Genomic DNA, 23,371 nt, shown 5'->3' on the forward strand with positions numbered 1-23,371 from the left:
CATCAGAACTTCACCTTCTCCCAGCCGCGGCGCTCGGCCTCGCGGCGCGGATCCTTGCTGCGGTAGACGATGTACGGCCGCGTGAGGTAGCCGACCGGCGCGGCGAACACATGCACCAAGCGGGTGAAGGGCCAGGCCGCGAAGAGCAGCAGCGCGCTGAGCACGTGCAGCTGGAAGAACAGCGGTGCCTGGCTCATGAGCTCGGTCGAGGGCTGCAGGGTCCAGAACTGGCGGAACCAGATCGAGACCCCCTCGCGATAGTCGTAGTCGCCGAAGGTGGTGTGCACGAGCGTGGCGAGCACACCGAAGCAGATCACGGCGGTGAGGAGCAGGTACATGATCTTGTCGCCCACCGTGGTCGCCCCGAACACGCGCGCGTTGGTGCGGCGGCGGTACAGCAGGATCATCAGCCCGCCCACGCAGGCCACCGCGGCGGCGAGCCCGATCGTCACCGCCATGAGGTGGTAGACGTGGTCCGAGATCCCCAGGAAGCGCGTCCAGGACTTCGGGATCCCGAGGCCCACCACATGCCCCACGAAGATCCCGATGATCCCGAAGTGGAACATCGGCGAGCCGATCGAGAGCAGCCGCGACTCGTAGATCTGGCTGGACCGGGTGGTCCACCCGAAGCGGTCGGTGCGGAAGCGCCACACGTGCCCGAGCACGAACACGGCCAGCACCGTGTAGGGCAGCACCACCCACAGCAGCAGGTCGAGGGTCGAGGTGTCGTTCATCAGGGGCGTCCTCTCAGCAGGTCCACGGGAACGGGGCCGGGGGCGGTGGCGCGGGACTCGCAGCCGCTCGCGGCGAAGGTCTGCCCACCGAGCGCCGCCGCGTCGGCGTCGAGGCCGTAGCCGTCCAGACCCACGGTCTCCTCCTCCGGTCCCTCCTCGGCGAGGCGCAGCACGGCCGCGCGGTCGTCGGCGTCCAGGGGCGGGAGAGTCGCGCACAGGGCCACGAGCACCCCGTGCCAGGGCGAATCGATCTCCTCGAGGTGCAGGCGCAGCAGCTCCACGCCGGGCCGGTTGGCACGCAGGATCTTCGCCCCCCTCTCGGGATCGTGCGCGGCCGCGAACTCGAGCACCAGCGGGAGATGGTCCGGCAGCTCCTTCTCCCCCGCCTCCAGACCCGCCGCCCGGAAGTCCTGCTTGATGCGCAGCAGGGCCATGCCGCGGCGGCGGGTGTCGCCGTGGCTGAAGTACGTCAGGTGCAGGCAGCCCCGTCGGCGGGTGTCGAAGGTGTCGACGTACTGCTCCTGCAGCGCGATCGGGTCCATCGCCCGCAGCGCCTCGAGGCTTCCCGCGACGGCGTCCCGCAGCGCCGCCGGCAGCGGGGCGGTGAGCTCGGCGAGATCGGCGTAGCGCTCGCGCACCGCGGCGTCCGGGTAGCTCAGCAGCCACGAGGCGGCGAGCCAGGTGATCCGCAGCTGCGGCGTGTCCAGGCCCGAGGCGTGCAACAGGTCGCGCGGCGAGCGGACGCTCTTCGGCCCACGCGCCGCGGCGACGGCCGCGCCGTGCACGGCGTCCTCGCCGGTGCGGCGGCCGAGCAAGCGGGCGAGGGCGCCCATCAGGCACCCCCCGTCGCGGGCGCCGGGAAGAGACCGTCGGGGCGACCTCGACCATCCCAGTTCAACAGGTTGATCCGCACGCCGTCCGGGCGCTCGGGCGCGGCCTCCTGACGCTTGGTGGCGTAGCCCGGGCCGGCCATCCCGAGGGACTCCTCCGGCAGGGACATGGTCATCCCCGGGCCGCCGGGCGCGTTCAGCGGGCAGTCGGTGCCGGTGGACTCGAGGTCGTGGGCCGATTCGTGGTGGCCCACGGGGATCACGTAGCGATCCTCGTACTTCGCGATCGCCAGCAGCCGATACATCTCCTGCATGCTCTCGCCGTCCATCCCCACCGCGTTCGCGATCCCCTCGCGAGGCTCGCGGCCCAGGTTGATGTCGCGCATGTAGGAGCGCATCGCGGCCATGCGGTAGAGCACCCGCTCCACGGTGGGCACGTCGCCCGCGGTGAAGAGGTTCGCGAGGTACTCCACCGGGATACGCAGCGCGTCGATCGCGGCGAAGAGGTTCTCGGCATCCTCCGCGTCGTAGCCGGTGTCCCGCACCACGTCCACCACCGGGGAGAGCGGCGGGATATACCAGACCATCGGCATCGTGCGGTACTCGGGGTGCAGCGGCAGCGCGACCTCGTAGTCCTTGATCAGTCGATAGGTGGGTGACCGCTGGGCCGCCAGCAGCCAGTCGTGCGGGATGCCTGCGGCCTTCGCGCCCGCGATCACCTCGGGATCGTTCGGGTCCAGGATCAGGTCGCGCTGGGCGCGGTAGAGCTCCTTCTCGTCGCGGGTGGAGGCCGCCTCGGTGACACGGTCGGCGTCATAGAGCACCAGACCGATGTAGCGCAGGCGCCCCACGCAGGTCTCCGCGCACACCGTCGGCTCCCCCTGCTCGATCCGGGGGTAGCAGAAAGTGCACTTCTCCGCCTTGCCGGTGCGGTGGTTGAAGTAGATCTTCTTGTACGGGCATCCGGTGATGCACATGCGCCAGCCGCGGCAGCCGTCCTGGTCCACGAGCACGATGCCGTCCTCCTCGCGCTTGTAGATCGCGCCGGAGGGGCAGGAGGCCACGCAGGTGGGGTTCAGGCAGTGCTCGCAGATGCGGGGCAGGTAGAACATGAAGGTCTGGTCGAACTCGAAGGTGACCTTGTCCTCGATGCCCTTGAGCATCGGGTCCTTGTCCTTGTGCAGGTACGTGCCGCCGAGGTCGTCGTCCCAGTTGCCGGACCACTGGATCTGGGTGCGCTCGCCGGTGATCAGCGACTTCGGAGGCGCGGTGGGGATGTTCTCCTGCTGCGCAGGGGCGTTCAGGAGGGTGTCGTACTCGTAGGTCCACGGCTCGTAGTAGTCCTCGATGCCGGGCAGCTTCGGATTCGAGAAAAGCTGCATCAGCTTCGTGATCCGCCCGCCCGCCTTGAGCTTCAGCCGGCCGTTGCGCCCCAGCTCCCAGCCGCCCTTCCACTTCTCCTGGTCCTCGTAGCCGCGGGGGTATCCCTGGCCGGGGCGGGTCTCGACGTTGTTGAACCAGATGTACTCCGTGCCGGAGCGATTGGTCCACGCCTGCTTGCAGGTCACCGAGCAGGTGTGGCAGCCGATGCACTTGTCGAGGTTCATCACCATCGACATCTGGGCCATGACGCGCATGTCGTCTCTCCTCGTTCTCGCAGGTCTCAGTACTCGACGGGGGCGGTGCGGCGGCGGATCATCGTGACCTCGTCGCGCTGGTTCCCCGTCGGGCCGTAGTAGTTGAAGGCGTAGGACAGCTGGCCGTAGCCGCCGATGAGGTGGCTGGGCTTGAGCATGATCCGGGTCAGCGAGTTGTGGATGCCGCCGCGCATCCCGTCCCGCTCGGTGAGCGGCACGTTCACGGTCCGGTCCTGGGCGTGGTGCATGAAGGCGGTGCCCTTCGGCATCCGATGCGAGACCACGGCGCGGGCGGCGACCACCCCGTTGCGGTTGGTGGCCTCGATCCAGTCGTTGTCGGTGATCCCCACGGCCTCGGCGTCCTCAACGCTCATCCAGATCGTCTGCCCGCCGCGGGAGAGGTTCATCATGAAGAAGTTCTCCATGTACATCGAGTGGATCGCCCACTTGTTGTGCGGGGTCAGGTAGCGCACCGAGATCGAGGTGCCCTTCTCGTCCCTCTCCCCCGGCGGCAGCTCCCCGAACAGGGCGGTCATGTCCAGCGGGGGCCGGAACACGGGAAGCGCCTCGCCCATCTCGAGCATCCAGTCGTGGTCGAGGTAGAAGTGCTGGCGGCCGGTGAGGGTGTGCCAGGGCTTCTTCCGCTCCACGTTGATCGTGAAGGGGCTGTAGCGGCGCCCGCCGGACTCCGAGCCTGACCACTCCGGGCTCGTGATCACGGGGACGGGGGCGGCCTTGGTGTCCGCGAAGTGGATCCGCTTGCCCTCGTGCTCCGCGGCGAGGTCGTGCAGGCGGGTGCCGGTGCGCTTCTCGAGGGTCTTGAAGCCCTCGGTGGCCATGTGCCCGTTGGTGGTGCCGGAGAGTCCCAGGATGAACTCGCAGGCCTGCAGGTCCGTGACGAGCTTCGGCCGTCCGGCGGCGGGCCCGGTGCGGTGGGTGCCGTTGAGGCGGCCCAGCTCGGCGACGTAGTCGGCGACGTCGTAGGTGATGCCCTTGGTGGTCATGCCGAGGGTCTCGAGCAGCGGGCCGATGGAGGTGAACTTCGCGTGGATCTGCGTATAGTCCCGCTCCACCTCCACCAGGGTGGGCATGGTGAGTCCCGGCACGGGCTCGCACTCGCCCTTCTTCCAGTCCCGCACCCGCCCGTGCGGGGTGGCCAGCTCCCCGGGGGTGTCGTGCTGGAGCGGGAAGGCGACCACGTCGGTGCGGGTGCCCAGGTGCCCCTCGGCGAGCTCGCTGAAGCGCCGGGCGATCCCGGCCCACGTCTCCCAGTCGGTGCGGGACTCCCACGGGTTCGAGATCGCGGGGTTGAAGGAGTGCACGAAGGGGTGCATGTCCGTGGTGGACAGGTCGTGCTTCTCGTACCAGGTCGCCGCCGGCAGCACCACGTCGGAGTGGAGGGTGTGGCTGGTCATGCGGAAGTCGAGGGTGAGCATCAGGTCGACCTTCCCGATGGGCGCCTCCTCCCGCCAGCGCACGTCCCGCGGGCGCAGGTGCTCCGGCGTCTCCTCCTCGGTGGCGGCCGAGTCCACGCCCAGCAGGTGGCGGAAGAAGTACTGATCGCCCTTGGCGGAGGAGCCCAGCGTGTTCGCCCGCCAGATCGACCAGATCTTCGGGTGGTTCTGCGGGGCGTCCGGATCCTCGGCGGCGAAGCTGATCCCGCCGTCCTTCAGCTGCTCGACGAGATACGGGATCGTCTCCTTCCCGGCCTCCGCGGCGCGGTCGGCGACGTCGAGGGAGGAGACGTCGAACTGCGGGTAGAACGGCTGCCAGCCCAGGCGCTGCGAGAGGGCGACGGCATCCGCCGTGGTGGTGCCCGCGAAGCGGCCCGCGCCCGTGGCCGCGGCGAGGGTGTCCGCGCCGAAGCGGTCGTAGCGCCACTGGTCGGTGTGCATGTACCAGTAGGTGGTCTGGGTCATCTGGCGCGGCGGCCGGGTCCAGTCCAGCGCATTGGCGAGATGCAGCCAGCCGGTGATCGGCCGCACCTTCTCCTGTCCGACGTAGTGGGCCCAGCCCCCGCCGTTGACGCCCTGCGTGCCGCAGAGGGTGGTGAGGGTGAGGAAGGAGCGGTAGATGGTGTCGGAGTGGAACCAGTGGTTGGTGCCCGCGCCCATGATGATCATCGAGCGCCCGCCGGAGTCGATCGCACTGCGGGCGAACTCGCGGGCGATGCGCGCCGCGGCCACCCCGGGCACGCCCGTGATGGTCTCCTGCCAGGCGGGGGTGTACAGCGCCTCGGCATCGTCCAGCCCGCGGGCCCACTGCCCCGGCAGTCCCTCGCGCCCCACCCCGTACTCGGCCAGCAGCAGGTCGTAGACGGTGGTGACGAGCCGGCCGTCGAGCTCGCGCACGGGCACGCCGCGGGCGATGTCGCCGCGGCCGCCCTGCCCGGCCGTGTCGAAGCGGGGAAGGAGCACCTCGGCCACGTCCTCGTGGTGGCCCAGCAGGGTGAGCGCCGGATCCAGATCGTCCAGCTCGAGGTTCCAGCGGCCCTCGCCGTCGGCGCTGTAGCGGTGGCCGAGGGTGCCGTTCGGGACCACGACCCCGCCGCCGGCGCGGTCGAACATCATGGGCTTGAAGTCCGCGTGCTCGGTCGCGGCCTCGGCGGTGCGGTGCTCCCCCGCCTCGCTCGCCACCAGGAACTTGCCGGGCACCAGCGCGCCGTCCTCGCGCCTCTCGAGCTGCACCAGGAAGGGCAGGTCGGTGTACTGCCGGGAGTACTCCTCGAAGGCGGGGACCTGCTGCTCGACGTAGAACTCGCGCAGGATCGTGTGGCCCATCGCCATGGCGAGCGCCGCGTCGGTGCCCGGGTGCGGGGCGAGCCACTCGTCGGCGAACTTGACGCTCTCGGCGTAGTCGGGGGCGACGGAGATGACCTTCTGGCCGCGGTAGCGGGCCTCGGCCATCCAGTGGGCGTCCGGGGTGCGGGTGAGCGGCACGTTCGAACCCCACATGATGAGGTAGGCCGCGTCCCACCAGTCCCCGGACTCGGGCACGTCGGTCTGGTCGCCGAACACCTGCGGGGAGGCGGGCGGGAGGTCCGCGTACCAGTCGTAGAAGGAGAGCATCGACCCGCCGATGAGCTGGTGGAAACGGGCCCCGGAGGAGAAGGAGACCTGGCTCATCGCAGGGATCGGCGAGAAGCCGGTGGCGCGGTCGGGCCCGAACTCCTTCACCGTGTGCACGTAGGCGGCGGCGACGAGCTCCTCGGCCTCCTCCCAGGTGGCGCGCACCAGTCCACCCTTCCCGCGGGCGCGCTTGTAGCGCATCGCCTTCTCGGGATCGGAGACGATCGCCTTCCACGCCTCGACCGGGTCTCCCCCGGGCACCTTCGCCTTCTCCTCGCGGAACAGCTGCAGCAGCGCCGAGCGCACGTACGGGTAGCGCACCCGGGTGGGCGAGTAGGTGTACCAGGAGAACGAGGCGCCGCGGGGGCAGCCGCGCGGCTCGTACTCGGGCCTGTCGGGGCCGGTGGAGGGGTAGTCCGTCTCCTGCGACTCCCAGGTGATCACGCCGTCCTTGACGTAGACCTTCCAGGAGCAGGAGCCGGTGCAGTTCACGCCGTGCGTGGAGCGCACCACCTTGTCGTGGCTCCAGCGCTCCCGGTAGAAGGCGTCGCCGCCGCGCCCGCCCACCCGGTGGGTCTCGCGGCTGTCGGCGCTGATCCGCTCGGCGCGGGAGAACATCCTGCGGGCGCCGATCAGCGCGTCGAACAGCGGGGAGTCGATGCCGGGCTCTCCGGCGCCGGTGCTCGCGGGCGTCTCGCGACTCTCCTGGGTGGTCATGGGTGCTCCTTCAGCGATCGGGGCGGTCGAGGGGACGGGCGGGGCGGGCGCGGCTACGAGCCCGCGGCGGCGGTCCGGGCACCGCGGGCCACGAACAGCGTCACTCCGACGGCGCCGAGCGTGGCCAGCAGCAGCAGGACGATGCCCAGCGAGTAGCTGCCGCTGCTGGCGTGGATCGCGGCCATCACCAGCGGCGGGACGAAGCCACCGAGGCCGCCCGCGGCGCCCACGAAGCCCGTGACGGACCCGACCACCGACGGCTCGCTGGTCTGCGCCACCAGGGCGAACACCGCGCCGGAGCCCAGTCCGAGCCCGGCCGCCATGACGATGAAGGCGATCGTGCCCAGCGGCATCAGCGCGGGCTGGAACGCCAGGACGAGGGCCGCCGCGGCGACGGCGGTGTAGGACAGCAGCAGGGTGCGGGAGGCGCCGAGGGAGTCGGAGAGGGTGCCGCCCAGCGGGCGCATGATCACCGCGACGATCACGAATCCCGCCATGCGGAAGGAGGCATCGGCCGTCTCGAGCCCGTACCAGTTCTGGAGCATCGTGGGCAGGAACACCGAGAACGCCACGTAGCCGCCGAAGGACAGCGCGTACAGGTAGCAGGCCTGCCAGGTGACCGTCAGCCGCATCACGGCCGCGGACTGCGCGACGATGCTCCTGCGCGCGGGCTGCCAGGTGGGGGCGGGCCGCATGAACAGCCGGCCCACCACCGCGAAGGCGATCAGCGCGGCGGCGGTGGCCACGAACGGCGCCACGTCCCCGATGCCGGTGAGCAGCGGCACCGTGGTGAACGCGCTGATGGCGGTGCCGCCCATGCCCACGCCGTACAGGCCGGTGGCCATGCCCCGCTTGGCCGGCGGGAACCAGGAGTTCACGTAGGGCACGCCGATGGCGAAGGTGGTGCCGGCGATGCCCAGGAAGAACCCGCCCACCAGCAGGGTGGGGTAGGTGTACTGGCCCACGAACCCCAGGAAGAGCACCGGGATCACGGTGAGCACGGAGACCAGGGGGAACATCAGGTGGCCGCCGAAGCGGTCCGTGAGTGCCCCCATGACGATCCGCCCCAGCGAGCCCACCAGCACCGGGATGGCCACGATCAGCGAGGCATCGGCGCTCAGGCCGCGCTCCACGTAGATCGGGCCCAGGGGGCTGAGCAGCGCCCAGGCCCAGAAGTTGATGCCGAATCCTACGGTGACCAGGAGGAGGGCTCTCCAGGCGCCGGCGGGGACGGTGTCGGAGGAGGCGGTGGTGGTGCGGGACGGGGTCACGGTCATCGGTGCTCCACGCTCGGGGGCGGATACGCAGATCGAGGGGTCTCGACGGCGCACGGCGGGGTCGTTCCCGCGCCCCCATAGGGTCCTCGGCCTGTGGGCCCAGAGTAGGGGACGTCCGTCCCGAAAGCACTGTTACCGACTATTCACCTGCGGAATTCCCGGGGCCGCCACGGAAAGTGATGCCGAGGACACGCGAAGAACGCCGCGTGAAGGACGAGAGAAACGCAGCCCTCTCCTCGCGCGGCGCACGAAAGAATGAATTCCGTGAATCCGGTGATGCGATATTCCGCGTCGCGGCGGCTCAGGCGGGAGCGTCGAGCTCCAGGTCCACCATCAGCTCCCCGGCGATGGTCTCGAGCGCCTCGCGCAGGTCCTGCTCCTGGGCCGAGGCCGGCAGGCGGACCTCCGCCTCCGCCTCGAACAGCATCCCGCCGCCCTCCGGCGCCTCGCGGGTCCAGCTGCGCAGGCCGTCGATCGTCGCACCCTGCGAGCGCAGGGCCGTGGTGATCTCGCGGACCATGCCCGTGCGGTCCTGTCCCAGCAGGTGCAGGGCGAGGACATGGCGCGGCTCCTCCGCCGCCTCCCCGGCGCGGCCGGTGGTCGCCTCGACCTCCAGCCCCACCTCCTCGGCGAGGGCCGGCAGCGCGGCCAGGAAGTCCTGTGCGCGCTCGGCGGGCAGATCCACCTGCACGATCCCGGCGAACTTCCCCGCCAGGAGCGCGAGCTGGCTGTCCACCCAGTTCCCGCCGTGCTCGTCCACGGCGGCGGCGAGAGCCGCGACCAGGCCCGGGCGGTCGTCCCCGATGGCGGTGAGCACGAAGGAGGTGGCAGGCACGTGGGTCGTCATGGGCTCAGCGTATCCCGCGGGGCGGCGGGAGGAGCGGCTTCGCGCAACTCCGCCCGGCCTCAGACCCCCGACTTGTACAGCCCGTAGGTGTACGCGTCGTAGATCGCCTCCCAGGAGGCCTCGATGACGTTGGGCCCCACGCCCACGGTCTGGAACTCGAGGCCGCGGCCCGAGGTGCGCACCAGGACGCGCACGGTCGCGTCCGTGCCGTGCTGGGCGTCGAGGATGCGCACCTTGAAGTCGCGCAGCTCGAAATCGTCCACCTCCGGATGCCGCTCCCGCAGCGCGGAGCGCAGTGCCAGGTCCAGGGCGTTGACGGGACCGTTGCCCTCCGCGATCGCGACCTTCCGCTCGTGCGGGCCGTCGCCGTCGCCGTGGAGCTTCACGGTCGCCTCGCTCTCGAGGGTGCCGTCCCGGCCCCGCTGCGATGTGGCGCGCCACGACTCCACGGTCGAGTAGCTCGGCACCTGCCCGAGCTCGTCCAGCAGCAGCAGCTCGAAGGAGGCGTCGGCCGCCTCGTAGGAGTAGCCCGAGGCCTCGCGCTGCTTGACCGTGGCGGCCAGGCGCGAGAGCAGCTCGCCCTCCCCCGTCAGGTCGAAGCCCAGCTCGCGGCCCTTGAGCTCGATCGAGGCGCGCCCGGCCATGTCGGAGATGATCATGCGCATGTCGTTGCCGACGCGCTGCGGATCGATGTGCTGATAGAGATCCGGGTCCACCCGGATGGCGCTGGCGTGCAGGCCCGCCTTGTGGGCGAAGGCGCTGGCTCCCACGTACGGGGCACGGGTGCCCACCGGCATGTTCACGATCTCGCCGATCGCATGGGCGATGCGGGTGGTCTCCTCGAGCACGTGCGCCGGCACCAGCTCCATGCCCATCCGCAGCTGCAGATCGGCGAGGAGGGTGACGAGGTCCGCGTTGCCGGTGCGCTCGCCGTAGCCGTTGACGCAGCCCTGCACGTGGGTGATCCCCGCGCGCACCGCGGTCAGCGCGTTCGCCACCGCGCAGCCGGAGTCGTTGTGGGTGTGCACACCCAGGCGGGCCGCACCGGCGCCGGCCTGCTCGAGCCGGGTGCGGAGCTCCTCGATCACCTCGGTGACCTGGTGCGGGAGCATGCCGCCGTTGGTGTCGCACAGCACCAGCACGGAGGCGCCCGCCTCGTGCGCGGCCGTCATCACCGCGGTCGCGTGCTCCGGCTCGTGCCGGAAGCCGTCGAAGAAGTGCTCCGCGTCCAGGAACACCTCGCGGCCCAGGCCCACCAGGTGCGCCACCGTGTCCCGCACCATCGCGAGGTTCTCCTCCGCGGTGGTGCGCAGCGCCCCCGTCACGTGGCGCAGATCGGACTTGGCCACCAGGGTGATCGTGGGGGCGCCGGAGTCCACCAGGGCGGCGACCTGCGGATCGTCCTCGACACGCACGCCCGCCTTGCGGGTCGCGCCGAAGGCGGCCAGGCGCGCATGGCGCAGCGTGAGCTCCTCGCCCGCGCGGGCGAAGAACTCGGTGTCCCGCGGCACGGCGCCGGGCCAGCCGCCCTCGATGTAGGTCACGCCCAGCTCGTCGAGGTGGCGGGCCACGGCGAGCTTGTCCGCGACCGAGAGCGTCAGGCCCTCCTGCTGGGAGCCGTCGCGCAGGGTGGTGTCGTAGAGGTGGAAGCCGGTCAGCGGCGCGGGAGCCGGGAGCGTGGTGGTCATGAGGCGCTCACACCAGCCGGGTCAGCCAGCCGTGACGGTCCGGGATCCGGCCGTACTGGATGTCGGTGAGCTCCTTGCGCAGGGCGAGCGTGGTCTCGCCGGAGCCGCCGTCGCCGACGGTCCAGGTGCCGCCGTGCGCCATGAAGGAGCCGATGGGGGTGATCACCGCGGCGGTGCCGCAGGCGAACATCTCGGTGATCTCGCCGGAGTCCAGCTGCTCGAGCACCTCGCTCATCACCAGGCGCTGCTCGGCCACCTCGAGCCCGCGGTCCTGGGCGAGGCGCAGCACCGAGGCGCGGGTGACCCCTTCGAGGATGGAGCCGGTCAGGGACGGGGTGAGTACGCGGCCGTCGCGGGTGATGGCGAAGACGTTCATGCCCGAGAGCTCGTCGATGCCGGTGTGGGTCTCCGAGTCCAGGAACAGCACCTCGTCGGCCCCGTTCTCGACCGCCTGGCGGCGGGCCAGCAGCGAGGAGGCGTAGTTGCCGCCGCACTTCGCGGCGCCGGTGCCGCCGGCCCCGGCCCGCGCGTACTCGTCGGTGATCCACACCACCAGGGGCTGCACGCCGCGGGGGAAGTACGGCCCGGCCGGGGAGGCGATCACGTAGTAGTCGACCGTGTGGGAGGCCCGCACCCCGAGGAACTCCTCGGAGGCGAACATGAACGGGCGCAGGTACAGCGACTCCTCCCCCGTCGGCTCCGGCACCCAGGGCTCGTCCGCCGCGGTGAGGGCGCGCAGCGAGGCGAGGAAGTCCTCGGCGGAGAGCTCGGGCAGCGCGAGACGGCGGGCGGAGCGCTGCATCCGCTCGGCGTTCGCCTCCGGGCGGAAGGTCCATACCGAGCCGTCCGCGTGGCGGAAGGCCTTCAGGCCCTCGAAGATCTCCTGCCCGTAGTGCAGCACCGCGGCGGCCGGGGAGAGCTGCAGGGGCCCGTAGGGCAGCACGGAGGACTCCGCCCAGCCGTCCTGAACCGTCCAGCGGGCGTGCGCCATGAAGTCGGTGAAGTGGGTCCCGAAGCCGGGGGCTGCGAGGATCCGGGCGCGCTCGTCGTCCCCGAGACGACGGGTCGTGCTGGTGGGGGTGAAGTCGAGCGCGCTCACGGGGTTCTCCTCGGGACGGGGTCGGGCAGGGTCAGTGTGTCAGGATCCGGGGCTCAGCGCCCGGCGATCGCCGCCACCAGGGCATCGCCGATCTCAGTGGTGCCGCGGGAGGCCAGCTCCTCGGAGCCGGCCCGGGCGGTGAGGTCGTTCTCGACCGCGGCGCGCACGGCGGCGGCCGGCTCCTCGTGGCCGAGGTGATCGAGCAGGATCGCGACCGAGAGCACGGTGGCGGTGGGGTCGGCGAGGTTCTTCCCGGCGATGTCCGGCGCGGAGCCGTGCACCGGCTCGAACATCGAGGGGAAGGCGCCGGTGGGGTTGATGTTGCCGCTCGCGGCGAGGCCGATGCCGCCGCCCACGGCGCCGGCGAGGTCGGTGACGATGTCGCCGAAGAGGTTGTCGGTGACGATCACGTCGAAGCGGGACGGATCCTGCACCAGGTAGATCATCATCGCGTCCACGTGGGCGTAGTCGACCTCCACCTCCGGGTGCTCGAGGGAGACCTGCTCCACGATGCGGCGGTAGAGGTGCCCGGCATGCACCAGCACGTTGTGCTTGTGCACCAGGGTGAGCTTCCGGCGGCGCTTCTCGGCCTGGGCGAAGGCGTAGCGCACCACGCGCTCGACGCCCACGGCGGTGTTCAGCGACACCTCGGTGGCGACCTCGAGCTCGGTGCCGGTGCGCAGCGAGCCGCCGTTGCCCACGTAGGGCCCCTCGGTGCCCTCGCGCACCACCACGAAGTCCATCTCCCCGGGGTTCGCCAGCGGCGAGGCGACGCCGGGGAACAGCCGGGTGGGGCGCAGGTTCACGTAGTGGTCGAAGGCGAAGCGGAGCTTCAGCAGCAGGCCCCGCTCGAGCACGCCCGAGGGCACGCCCGGGTCGCCCACGGCGCCCAGCAGGATGGCGTCGTGCTCGGCCAGGCGGGCCATGTCCTCGTCGGTGAGGGTCTCGCCGGTGCGGTGCCAGCGGCCCGCGCCGAGGTCGAAGTCGGTGGTCTCGACGGCGACGCCGGCGGGCTCGAGCGCGGCGCGGAGGGCGCGCACGCCCTGCGGCACGACCTCCTTGCCGATGCCGTCGCCCTCGATGACGGCCAGGCGCAGGGTGCGGGTGGCGGGGGTGCTCATGGATGCTCCTCGAAGCGGTGGGGGGATCAGTAGACGAGATCGACGGCGTGGATCGAACGGGCGTCGATCGCGGCGCCCAGCTCCTCGGCGAAGTCGCGGTCCACGGACTCGTCGAGGTCCAGCACCACCAGCGCCTCCGCCCCGCGGGCGGTGCCGGCGCGGGAGACCTGCATGCCGGCGATGTTGATGCCCGCCTCGCCCAGGCGCAGGCCGTACTTGCCGATCAGGCCGGGGCCGTCCTCGTAGCGGATGATCAGCAGGTGGTCGCTGAGCGGCACGTCCAGCGCGTGGCCGTAGACCTCGGTGAGCTTGTGCTCCTGGTCCACGCCGCTGAGGGTGCCGGAGACGGTGACCACCTCGCCGTCGCGGAGGGTGCCGCGCAGGGTGATCACGTTGCGGAAGCGCTCGGAGCTCTCGTCGGTGACCAGCTGCACGGCGATGCCGCGCTCCTCGGCGAGCACCGGCGCGTTGACGTAGCTGACCTGCTCGGTGACCACCGAGCGGAACACGCCGCGCAGCGCGGAGAGCTTCAGCGCGGTGACGTCGCGGGAGGCGATCTCGCCGTGCACCTCGATGTCCAGCAGCTCCGGCGACTCCCCGGCCAGGGAGGTGAACAGCTGTCCCAGACGATCGGCGAGGGCCACGCCGGGGCGCACCAGGTCGTCGATGGCGCCGCCGGCCACGTTGACCGCGTCCGGCACCAGCTCGCCGGCCAGGGCCAGGCGCACGGACTTCGCCACCGCCACGCCGGCCTTCTCCTGTGCCTCGGCGGTCGAGGCGCCCAGGTGCGGGGTGAGGGTGACGTTCTCGAGCTCCAGCAGGCGCTGGGCGGTCTCGGAGGAGGAGGGCGGCTCGCTGGTGTAGACGTCCAGCGCGGCGCCGGCGATGCGGCCGCTGCTGAGGGCGTCGTAGAGCGCCGCCTCGTCGATCAGGCCGCCGCGGGCGGCGTTGACCACGTGCAGGGAGGGCTTGGCCAGCGCGAACTGCTCGGCGCCGAGGAGGCCGGTGGTCTCCGGGGTCTTGGGCATGTGCACGGTGGCCACATCGGCCTCGCGCATCAGCTCGTCGAGCTCGACCACGCGGGCGCCGAGCTCCGCGGCGCGGGCGTGGTTGACGTAGGGGTCGTAGGCCAGCAGGGTCACGCCGAAGGGGCGCAGGCGCTCGGCGACCAGCTGGCCGATGCGGCCGAAGCCCACGACGCCCACCGTCTTGCCCAGCAGCTCGATGCCGGTGAGCTGCTTGCGCTCCCACCGTCCCGCCTTGACGGAGGCGTCGGCCCGGGCCACGTTGCGCAGCGAGGCAAGGATCAGGGCGACGGCGAGCTCCGCGGCGGAGACGATGTTGGAGGTGGGGGCGTTGATCACCATGACGCCGGCGCTGGTCGCGGCGGGCACGTCCACGTTGTCCAGGCCCACGCCCGCGCGGGCGACCACCTTGAGGCTCCTCGCGGCGGCGAACACCTCGGCATCGACCGTGGTGGCGGAGCGGACCAGCAGCGCGTCGGCGTCGGCGACCGCGGCGAGCAGGGCGGGACGGTCGGTGCCGTCGACGTGGCGGACGTCGGCGCCGTCGCCGAAGACCTCGATGGTGGCGGGCGAGAGTTCTTCGGCGAGCAGCACGACGGGACGCGTCACGGGAGTGCCTTTCGGAAAGGAGGGGACGGCCGACGCTGCGGCCGTCGTCGGAACCGAGGACAGCGTACTGCGCTGTCCGCCATTCGGTCGCCCCGATCAGGATCCGAGATGTGGGGCGAGCAGGGGTGCGGGAGGGGCGCGGACGCGAACGGCGGAGCCACCACCGGGGTGCCTCCGCCGTGCCGCCTCCCGCGGGGTCAGCGCGCGGCGCTGCCCTCGGTGTAGTCGGAGTCGACCGACTGGGCGCTCCAGGAGAACATCTTGCGCAGGTCCTTGCCGACCTTCTCGATCGGGTGCTCGGCCTCCTTGGCGCGGAGCTCCTGGAACTCGGTCGCGCCGCCGTCCTGGTCGTCGATGAACCGCTTCGCGAAGGCGCCGGACTGGATGTCGGCGAGGATCGCCTTCATGTCCGCCTTGGTCTGGTCGGTGATCACGCGCGGGCCGGAGACGTAGTCGCCGAACTCGGCGGTGTCGGAGATCGACCAGCGCTGCTTGGCGATGCCGCCCTCCCACATGAGGTCCACGATGAGCTTGAGCTCGTGGAGCACCTCGAAGTAGGCGATCTCGGGCTGGTAGCCGGCCTCGGAGAGGGTCTCGAAGCCCGCCTGCACCAGGTGGCTCATGCCGCCGCAGAGCACGGCCTGCTCGCCGAAGAGATCGGTCTCGGTCTCCTCGGTGAAGGTGGTGCGGATGACGCCGGCGCGGGTGCCGCCGATGCCCTTGGCGTAGGAGAGCGCCAGCGCCCAGGCGGAGCCGGTCGCATCCTGCTCGACGGCGACGATGTCCGGAATGCCGCGGCCGGCGACGAACTCGCGGCGCACGGTGTGACCGGGGGCCTTCGGGGCGATGAGCAGCACGTCCACGCCGGCGGGGATCTCGATGTAGCCGAAGCGGATGTTGAAGCCGTGGGCGAAGGCGAGCGCCTTGCCCTCGCTCAGGTGCGGGGCGATGGACTCCGCGAAGACCTTCCGCTGGTCCTGGTCCGGGGTGAGGATCATGATGAGATCCGCCCACTCGGAGACCTCGGCGACGGTCCCGACGGTGAGGCCCTCCTCCTGGGCCTTGGCGGCGGAGGTCGAGCCCTCGCGCAGGCCCACCCGGACCTCGACGCCGCTGTCGCGGAGGTTCAGCGCGTGGGCGTGGCCCTGCGAGCCGAAGCCGACGACGGCGACCTTCTTGCCCTGGATGATGGACAGATCGGCATCGTCGTCGTAGAAGATCTCAGCCACGGTGTGCTCCTTCGTTGTGGGGTGCGGGCGTCGGGTCGATCCTAGCGCCCTGCGTCTTACCTTGTGAGAGGGGGTCTTGGTATGCGGGAAACGGGCGGTCAGGACAGCAGCGAGCGGTCGGTGATCGCCCGGCCGCCGCGACCGATGGCCACCTCGCCGGACTTCACGATCTCGCGGATGCCGAAGGACTCCAGCATCCCCAGCAGCGCGGTGAGCTTGTCCTGCGTGCCGGTCGCCTCGACGGTGACGGAGTCCGCGGCGGCGTCGACCACCTTGGCGCGGAACATCTGCACGATCTCCAGCACCGAGGTGCGGGTGGAGTTGTCCGCGGTGACCTTGATGAGGATCAGCTCGCGCTGCACGGTGGAGCGGGCGTCGAGCTGGACGATCTTCAGCACGTTCACGAGCTTGTTGAGCTGCTTGGTGATCTGCTCGAGGCGGTGCTGGTCGACGTCCACCACGACGGTGATGCGGGAGATCTCCGGGTGCTCCGTGGGGCCCACGGCCAGCGAGGAGATGTTGTACCCGCGGCGGGAGAACAGCGCGGCGACACGGGTGAGCACGCCGGGCTTGTTCTCCACCAGGACGGAGAGGGTCTGGCTCTCCGGGGTCATGACGTACTCGGAGGTGCTGGGGGTGTTGGTGCTCATGCTCAGATGTCCCTCTCCCACTCGGGGCTCATGCCCTGCGCGATCTGGATCTCGTCGTTGGAGACGCCGGCGGGCACCATCGGCCACACCATCGCGTCGGCGCTGACGGTGAAGTCCACGACCACGGGCCGGTCGTTGATCTCCATCGCCTGCCGGATGGTGTCGTCGATGTCCGCGTCGCGCTCGCAGCGCAGCCCGGCGCAGCCGTAGGCGTCGGCGAGCTTGACGAAGTCGGGCACGCGCCGGGTGCCGTGGCCGGTGTTGAGGTCGGTGTTGGAGTAGCGCTGGTCGTAGAACAGGTTCTGCCACTGGCGCACCATGCCCAGGCTGGAGTTGTTGATCAACGCGACCTTGATCGGGATGTCGTTGATGACGCAGGTGGCGAGCTCCTGGTTGGTCATCTGGAAGCATCCGTCGCCGTCGATGGCCCACACCACCTTGTCCGGCATGCCCACCTTGGCGCCCATCGCCGCGGGCACGGAGTAGCCCATGGTGCCCAGGCCCCCGGAGTTCAGCCAGGTGCGCGGGTTCTCGTAGGTCACGAACTGGGCGGACCACATCTGGTGCTGGCCCACGCCGGCCACGTAGATCGACTCCGGCCCGGACAGGGCGCTGAGGCGCGAGATCACCTTCTGCGGCGCGGTGTGCCCGTCGGCCGTCTCGGTCCAGCCCAGCGGGTAGTTCTGGCGCAGCATGTCCAGCGTGTTCCACCAGGCGCCGTAGTCGCGCGGATCGCCCTCGTCCAGGCGGCCGCGCAGCTCGGCGCTCAGCGCCCGGGCGACGTCCGCGGCCTGTCCCACGATCGGCACGTCCGCGACCACGTTCTTGGAGATCTCCGCGGGGTCGATGTCCGCGTGGACCACCTTCGCGTTCGGGGCGAAGGAATCCAGGCGCCCGGTGACGCGGTCGTCGAAGCGGGCGCCGATGGCGACGATGAGGTCCGCCCGCTGCAGGGCCGAGACCGCGGCGACGGTGCCGTGCATGCCGGGCATGCCCAGGTGGCTGGGATGGGAGTCCGGCAGTGCGCCGCGCGCCATCAGCGTGGTCATGAAGGGCGCGCCGGAGACGTCCACCAGCTCGCGCACCTCCTCGGTGGCGTCGCCGCGCAGCACGCCGCCTCCCAGCAGGAAGACGGGCCGCTTCGCCTCCAGGAGCAGGGAGGCCGCCTCGCGGATCTGCTTGGTGTGGGGGCGGGCGTCCGGGCGGTAGCCGGGCAGGTCCAGGCTCTCCGGCCACTGGAAGACGGTCTCGGCCTGCTGGGCGTCCTTGGTGACGTCCACCAGCACCACGCCGGGCCGGCCGGTGGAGGCGATGTGGAACGCCTGCTTGATCACCTTGGGGATGTCGTCCGCGTTCGAGACGAGGAAGTTGTGCTTGGTCACCGGCATCGTCATGCCCACGATGTCCGCCTCCTGGAAGGCGTCGGTGCCGATGAAGGCGGAGCCCACCTGGCCGGTGATCGCGACCATCGGGATCGAGTCCATCTGGGCGTCCGCGATCGCGGTGATGAGGTTGGTGGCGCCGGGGCCGGAGGTCGCCAGGCACACGCCCACCTTCCCGGTGGCGTGGGCGTAGCCGCTCGCGGCGTGGCCGGCTCCCTGCTCGTGGCGCACCAGCACGTGGCGCAGCCCCTCCGCGTCCATCAGCGGATCGTAGGTGGGCAGGATCGCACCGCCGGGGAGGCCGAAGACGACCTCGGCCCCGGCGTGCTTGAGGGACTCGACCAGCGCCTGGGCGCCGGTCATCTGCTGTCCGGTCATCGGAACTCCTTCGTCGTCTCGGACGGTGGGCGTGGCGGGGAACTGCTGCGACGATCTGCGCGTCCCTCCCGTCACGCATCCCGGGTCGGGACACGAAAAAGCCCCTCCGCCTGGGGCTCGGGGAGGGGCGCGGATGACAGCTCGTAGTGGACGAGTGGGCGTCAGCCGCGCTCGGGAACTACGAGAAGGATCGTGTGCATGGACACACCATAGAGCGTGACCCGGCCCCGGGGCCACGCGTCCGGATGGCGAGACCGCGCGGTCGTGCCCGCGCGCTGCGCCCCGGCGGCCCCGCGTCACGGACTCGACGCACAGCGACGAAAGTCCTGCGCACGCGACACCGTCCCGCCTACCGTATGAGCGACGCCACCAGTTCCGAGAGAGGACCGTGCACCCCCATGAGCACACCGGGCCATTCCCCCCTCGCCCCCGCCGCGGGGACCACCCTCCCACCCGGCTCGCGCCTGGTCGTGATCGGCGGCGGCATGACCGGGCACCGGTTCGCGGCCCGCCTGCGCGCCCAGGACCCCACCGGCGACTGGCGGCTCACCGTGCTCGGCGAGGAGCCCCAGCGGCCCTACGACCGCGTGCACCTCTCGGACTGGTTCGGTCACCGCCGCGCGGAGATGCTCTCGCTCGACACGGGGGTGTGGGAGGACCCGCGGATCACCCTGGTCACCGGCGACGCCGCCGCGGCCGTGGACCGCGCCGCCCACACCGTCACCTGCGCCTCCGGCACCGTCCATCCCTACGACCGGCTCGTGCTCGCCACCGGCTCCTGGGCGTGGGCCCCCCGCGCCGAGGGCAAGGACCTCCCCGGCGCCTTCAGCTATCGCACCGTCGCGGACGTCGAGGCGCTCGCGGGCTGGGTGGCGGAGCGCGGCGAGGCGCTGGGCCGGCAGGTGCGCGGCGTCGTCGTCGGCGGCGGCGTGCTGGGCCTCGAGGCCGCGGCCGCGCTCCAGGGCCTCGGCGCCCACTCCACCGTGGTCGAGTTCGCGGACCGCCTCATGGCCGTCCAGCTCGACGACGGCGGCGGCGAAATGCTGCGGCTGCTCATCCAGGACAAGGGCATCGACGTGCGCACCGGCGTGGGCGCGACCGCCTTCCGCCCCGCCGAGGACGGTGCGATCGGCACCGCGGAGCTCACCGACGGCAGCGAGCTGCCCGCGGATGTCGTCATCTTCTCCACCGGCATCCGCCCCCGTGACCGGATCGGACGCGAGGCGGGACTCGCCGTCGGCGAGCGCGGCGGGATCGTGGTGGGAGAGAGCTGCCAGACCTCCGACCCGGACATCTGGGCGATCGGCGAGTGCGCGTCCTTCGACGGCGTGTGCGCAGGACTGATCGCGCCCGGCAACGACATGGCCGACGTGGTCGTGGACCGCTTCCTGGGCGGCATGCGCACCCATCAGCGCGCCGAGGACGGCACGAAGCTCAAGGGCGTGGGGGTGGACGCCGCCGCCTTCGGAGACGTCAACGCCATGACCCCCGACGCGCTCGAGGTCTCCTTCGTCGATCCCGTGCACCGCCAGTACCGCAAGCTCGTGATGAGCGATGACGCGACGACCCTGCTCGGCGGGGTGTTCGTCGGAGACATCTCGCTGTACTCGCAGCTGCGCCCGCTGACCGGGCGGGCCCTGGGCGCCGACCCGTCGGCCGTGATCGCACCGGAGGGCGGCGGGGACGCCCTGGCGGGGGCCGAGCTGCCTGATGACGCGGTGGTGTGTTCGTGCAACAACATCGCCGCGGGCACGATCCGTCATGCCGTGAACGAGGAGGGCTGCCACACCGTCGGCGCGCTCAAGGAGTGCACGACCGCCGGCACCGTCTGCGGCTCCTGCGTCCCGACCCTCACGACGCTGCTGAACCAGGAGCTCGCCAAGGCCGGGATCGAGGTCTCGCGGGCGCTGTGCGAGCACTTCGACCACTCCCGCGCCGAGCTGTACAGGCTCGTCGAGGAGGGCGGCCAGGAGACCTTCACCGAGGTCGTCGCCGCGCACGGCACCGGTGCGGGGCGCGGCTGCGCGGTGTGCCGGCCGACGGTCGCCTCGATCCTGTCCTCCCTCGGCGCGTTCTCCGGCAGGCGCCACAGCCCCGTGGGCCGCCAGCTCGGCTCGCTGCAGGACACCAACGACCACGTCATGGCGAACATCCAGAAGGACGGCACCTACTCGGTGATCCCCGCGATGCCCGCCGGGGAGGTCACCCCCGAGAAGCTGCTCGTCTTCGCGCAGGTCGCGAAGGACTACGGCCTGTACGTGAAGGTCAACGGCGCCCAGCGGATCGGCATGTTCGGCGCCCGGCTCGAGCAGCTGCCCGAGATCTGGGAGCGCCTGGTCGCGGCCGGCTTCGAATCCGGCCACGCCTACGGGAAGTCGCTGCGGATGGTGAAGAGCTGCCTGGGCACGAACTGGTGCCGATTCGGCGTGGGCGACTCGACCGCGATGGCCGTGCATCTCGAGCAGCGCTACCGGGGGCTGCGCTCCCCGCACAAGCTCAAGATCGGCGTCTCGGGCTGCGCCCGCGAGTGCGCGGAGGCACAGGCGAAGGACGTCGGCGTGATCGCCACGCACCGCGGCTGGAACCTCTACGTCGGCGGGAACGGCGGCGCCCGGCCCGCGCACGGGCAGCTCCTGGTCGAGGACCTCGACGACGAGACCCTGCAGCGCTGCATCGATCGTTTCCTCATCCTCTACATCCGCGAGGCGGACAAGCTCCAGCGCACCGCCCGCTGGGTCGAGGAGTATCCCGGCGGGATCGACGCGCTGCGGCGCGTGGTGGTGGAGGACTCCCTCGGCATCGGCGAGGAGCTCGAGGCGGCCATGCAACGCCACACCGACACCTACGTCGACGAGTGGGCCGAGGCCGTGCAGGATCCGGAGCGGCGCGCGAAGTTCGTCTCCTTCCTCAACGCGCCGGACCTGCACGACACGAGCCTGCGCTACGTGCTCGAGCGCGAGCAGGTGCGCCCGGCCCGGCCGGAGGACGATCCCGCCGACACCTTCCCCACCCCGCTCGCGGCGAAGGTCCACGCCCTCGCCGGCGCCGCCCACGTCACGCAGGAGGACCAGTGATGACCGCCCCCGCCGACGCCCTCGTGCCGATCTGCCCGCTCGGCGCGCTGACCCCGGAGCGGGGCGCTGCGGCGCTGCTGCCGGACGGCACCCAGATCGCCGTGTTCCTGCTGGACGACGGCAGCGTGCGTGCGGTGCAGCAGCACGATCCCTACTCGGGCGCGAACATCCTCTCCCGCGGCCTGGTGGGCACCCACCTGATCGCGGGCGAGGGCGAGGAGCCGGGGCGTCTGGTCCCCACGCTCTCCTCCCCCATGTACAAGCAGAGCTGGGACCTCGACACCGGCGCGGTGCTGGACGCCGGCGGCGGGGAGACGCTGCCGATCGCGGTGTTCGCCGTCGAGGTGCAGGACGGGCACGTGCACGTCTCCGCCGCGCCGCGCCCCGGCACGGGCGGGGAGGCGTGAACAGCCGGACCGGCGCCCACCTCGAGCCCGGGGCCGTCGCCCTCGTGGGCGGCGGTCCCGGCGCCTGGGACCTGATCACGATGCGTGGGATGGCCCTGCTGCGCCAGGCCGACGTGGTGGTCGCCGACCGGCTCGGGCCGCGCGCGCTGCTGGACGAGCTGGGCGCTGACGTCGAGGTGATCGACGTGGGCAAGCGGCCCGGCGCGCACTCCATGCGGCAGGACGAGATCGGCGCGCTGCTCGTCGCGAAGGCCCGCGAGGGCCGGCGCGTGGTGCGGCTGAAGGGCGGGGACCCGTACGTGCTGGGCCGTGGCGGGGAGGAGGTCCTCGCCTGCCGCGCCGCGGGCATCGACGTGCAGGTGGTGCCCGGGGTGACCTCCGCGCTGGCCGGTCCCGCGAGCGCGGACGTGCCCGTCACCCACCGCGGCACGGCCGTCGCCGTGCACGTGGTCAACGCCCACGGCGATCTGGGACCCGCGGATCTCGCGGCACTCGCCGACCCGGGCACCACCACCGTGCTGATGATGGGCGTGAAATGGCTGCCGCGCCTGGTGTCCCAGGCGCTGCTGAACGGGATCGACCCCGCGACCCCGGTCGCGGTGGTGCAGGAGGCGACCCTGCCGGACCAGCGGTCCGTGCGCGGCACCCTCGCGGACATCGAGCAGGTCGTCGCGGAGGCCGGCATCGGGCACCCGGCGGTGATCGTGGTGGGCCGGACCGCCGCGGAGGGTTTCCTCCGCCCGGAGGAGCCGGCCGCCGCGGCGGACGTCCCGGAGCACGGCTCGGGCCGCGAGGCCGTCGATCTGCCGGAGGGCGATCCCGCTCCAGGCCCCTCCCCCGCCCCGGTGCTGATCGGCTGCTCCCACGGCACCCGTTCGCGCGCCGGGCGCGACGTGCTGCGCGCCCTGCTGGGTCGGATCGCGGGGCAGGCGCCGGGCGCGGTGCGGGAGGCGTTCGTGGACGTGCAGTCCCCGGACGTCGCCGCGGTGATCGCCGCCCATGCCCGGCCCGTCGAGGCCCGCACGCGCGAGGGCGAGGAGATCCAGGCGGTGGTGGTGCCGCTGCTGCTCTCCCTCGGCTATCACGTCAAGGACGACATCGGCGGGGCGGTGGCGGGCCGCGCCGCGGTGGCCGCGGCCCCGCTCGGCCCGGATCCGCGGCTCGCGGAGGTCATGGCGCAGCGGCTCGCCGAGGCGGGGCTGCGGGACGGTGACGCGGTGGTGATGGCGGGCTCCGGCACCCGGGATCCCGAGGGCGTCGCGCAGGTCGAGGAGATGGCGCGCCAGCTCGGTCGGCGGCTCGGGCGCGAGGTGGGGGTCGGCTTCGCCTGTGCGGCCACGCCCTCGGTCGCGGATGCCGTCGCCACGGCGCGGGAGGGGCTCGCCGACGGGGCGCGGGTGGTGGTGGCGAGCTATGTGCTCGCCCCCGGCCACTTCCACGACCTGGTCGCCGCGGCGGGGGCCGACGTGGTCGCCGCACCGCTCGGGGATCATCCGCTCGTCGCCGAGATCGCGCTGGAGCGCTACGAGGCCGCGCTCGGCGCATGACCGCTGCCGGCCGCGACGGCGGCAGGACGTGCGCGCGCCCCGCCTCCCCCGG

16 protein-coding genes are annotated in these 23,371 nt (G+C 71.8%); 3 read left to right on the plus strand and 13 right to left on the minus strand.

All coding sequences use genetic code 11. The features are described 5' to 3' along the window. Positions 1-2 precede the first annotated feature (2 nt). The 13 genes from narI to DWV08_RS06835 all read right to left on the minus strand — a co-directional run bounded on the left by narI (position 3) and on the right by DWV08_RS06835 (position 18,291). Entirely contained in the window at positions 3-734 is a 732-nt protein-coding gene (gene narI / locus DWV08_RS06775) for a respiratory nitrate reductase subunit gamma (protein ID WP_115413101.1), read from the minus strand. Next, a complete protein-coding gene (gene narJ / locus DWV08_RS06780) occupies positions 734-1,567 on the minus strand; it encodes a nitrate reductase molybdenum cofactor assembly chaperone (protein ID WP_115413102.1) in 834 nt (277 codons plus the stop codon). The genes narI and narJ overlap by 1 nt, the downstream gene beginning before the upstream one ends. Beyond that, complete coding sequence (gene narH, locus DWV08_RS06785) at positions 1,567-3,201, minus strand: nitrate reductase subunit beta (protein WP_115413103.1); 1,635 nt, start codon at positions 3,199-3,201, stop codon at positions 1,567-1,569. The genes narJ and narH overlap by 1 nt, the downstream gene beginning before the upstream one ends. Before the next feature lie 26 nt (positions 3,202-3,227). Next, on the minus strand, positions 3,228-6,986 hold the full coding sequence (locus tag DWV08_RS06790; protein ID WP_115413104.1) for a nitrate reductase subunit alpha: 3,759 nt from the start codon (positions 6,984-6,986) through the stop codon (positions 3,228-3,230). Between the two features lie 53 nt (positions 6,987-7,039). Continuing rightward, complete coding sequence (locus DWV08_RS06795) at positions 7,040-8,263, minus strand: MFS transporter (RefSeq protein ID WP_115413105.1); 1,224 nt, start codon at positions 8,261-8,263, stop codon at positions 7,040-7,042. A 301-nt stretch (positions 8,264-8,564) separates the two neighbouring features. Next, positions 8,565-9,110: a glycine cleavage system transcriptional repressor gene (locus DWV08_RS06800; RefSeq protein ID WP_115413106.1), complete on the minus strand. Its 546-nt coding sequence runs from the start codon at positions 9,108-9,110 to the stop codon at positions 8,565-8,567. A 59-nt stretch (positions 9,111-9,169) separates the two neighbouring features. Beyond that, entirely contained in the window at positions 9,170-10,798 is a 1,629-nt protein-coding gene (gene cimA, locus DWV08_RS06805) for a citramalate synthase (protein WP_115413107.1), read from the minus strand. A gap of 7 nt (positions 10,799-10,805) precedes the next feature. Continuing rightward, positions 10,806-11,897 carry a branched-chain amino acid aminotransferase gene (locus DWV08_RS06810; protein WP_115413108.1) on the minus strand — a complete coding sequence of 364 codons (1,092 nt, stop codon included), beginning with the start codon at positions 11,895-11,897 and terminating at the stop codon, positions 10,806-10,808. 53 nt (positions 11,898-11,950) lie between these two features. Next, positions 11,951-13,018, minus strand: a complete 1,068-nt coding sequence (locus DWV08_RS06815; protein WP_115413109.1) for a 3-isopropylmalate dehydrogenase — start codon at positions 13,016-13,018, stop codon at positions 11,951-11,953. Positions 13,019-13,044: 26 nt separating this feature from the next. After that, positions 13,045-14,652 carry a phosphoglycerate dehydrogenase gene (gene serA / locus DWV08_RS06820; RefSeq protein ID WP_115413110.1) on the minus strand — a complete coding sequence of 536 codons (1,608 nt, stop codon included), beginning with the start codon at positions 14,650-14,652 and terminating at the stop codon, positions 13,045-13,047. 197 nt (positions 14,653-14,849) lie between these two features. After that, positions 14,850-15,881: a ketol-acid reductoisomerase gene (gene ilvC / locus DWV08_RS06825; protein ID WP_115413111.1), complete on the minus strand. Its 1,032-nt coding sequence runs from the start codon at positions 15,879-15,881 to the stop codon at positions 14,850-14,852. Positions 15,882-15,979: 98 nt separating this feature from the next. Continuing rightward, on the minus strand, positions 15,980-16,531 hold the full coding sequence (ilvN, locus tag DWV08_RS06830) for an acetolactate synthase small subunit (RefSeq protein WP_241237367.1): 552 nt from the start codon (positions 16,529-16,531) through the stop codon (positions 15,980-15,982). Positions 16,532-16,533: 2 nt separating this feature from the next. Next, positions 16,534-18,291, minus strand: coding sequence for an acetolactate synthase large subunit (locus tag DWV08_RS06835; protein WP_241237366.1), 1,758 nt, complete (start codon positions 18,289-18,291; stop codon positions 16,534-16,536). A gap of 398 nt (positions 18,292-18,689) precedes the next feature. Here DWV08_RS06835 and nirB point away from each other — a divergent pair, with 398 nt between their 5' ends. The 3 genes from nirB to cobA are packed head-to-tail and all read left to right on the plus strand — an operon-like array spanning position 18,690 to position 23,319. Beyond that, positions 18,690-21,365, plus strand: a complete 2,676-nt coding sequence (gene nirB / locus DWV08_RS06840) for a nitrite reductase large subunit NirB (RefSeq protein ID WP_115413112.1) — start codon at positions 18,690-18,692, stop codon at positions 21,363-21,365. Then, positions 21,365-21,772: a nitrite reductase (NAD(P)H) small subunit gene (locus DWV08_RS06845; RefSeq protein ID WP_115413113.1), complete on the plus strand. Its 408-nt coding sequence runs from the start codon at positions 21,365-21,367 to the stop codon at positions 21,770-21,772. The genes nirB and DWV08_RS06845 overlap by 1 nt, the downstream gene beginning before the upstream one ends. Further along, positions 21,769-23,319 (plus strand): uroporphyrinogen-III C-methyltransferase, encoded by a 1,551-nt coding sequence (gene cobA, locus DWV08_RS06850; protein ID WP_115413114.1) that lies wholly within the window; start codon positions 21,769-21,771, stop codon positions 23,317-23,319. Before DWV08_RS06845 ends, cobA begins: the two co-directional genes overlap by 4 nt. The last annotated feature ends 52 nt before the right edge of the window (positions 23,320-23,371 follow it).

Origin of the sequence: Brachybacterium saurashtrense, assembly GCF_003355475.1 — a bacterium.
GTDB lineage: Bacteria > Actinomycetota > Actinomycetes > Actinomycetales > Dermabacteraceae > Brachybacterium > Brachybacterium saurashtrense.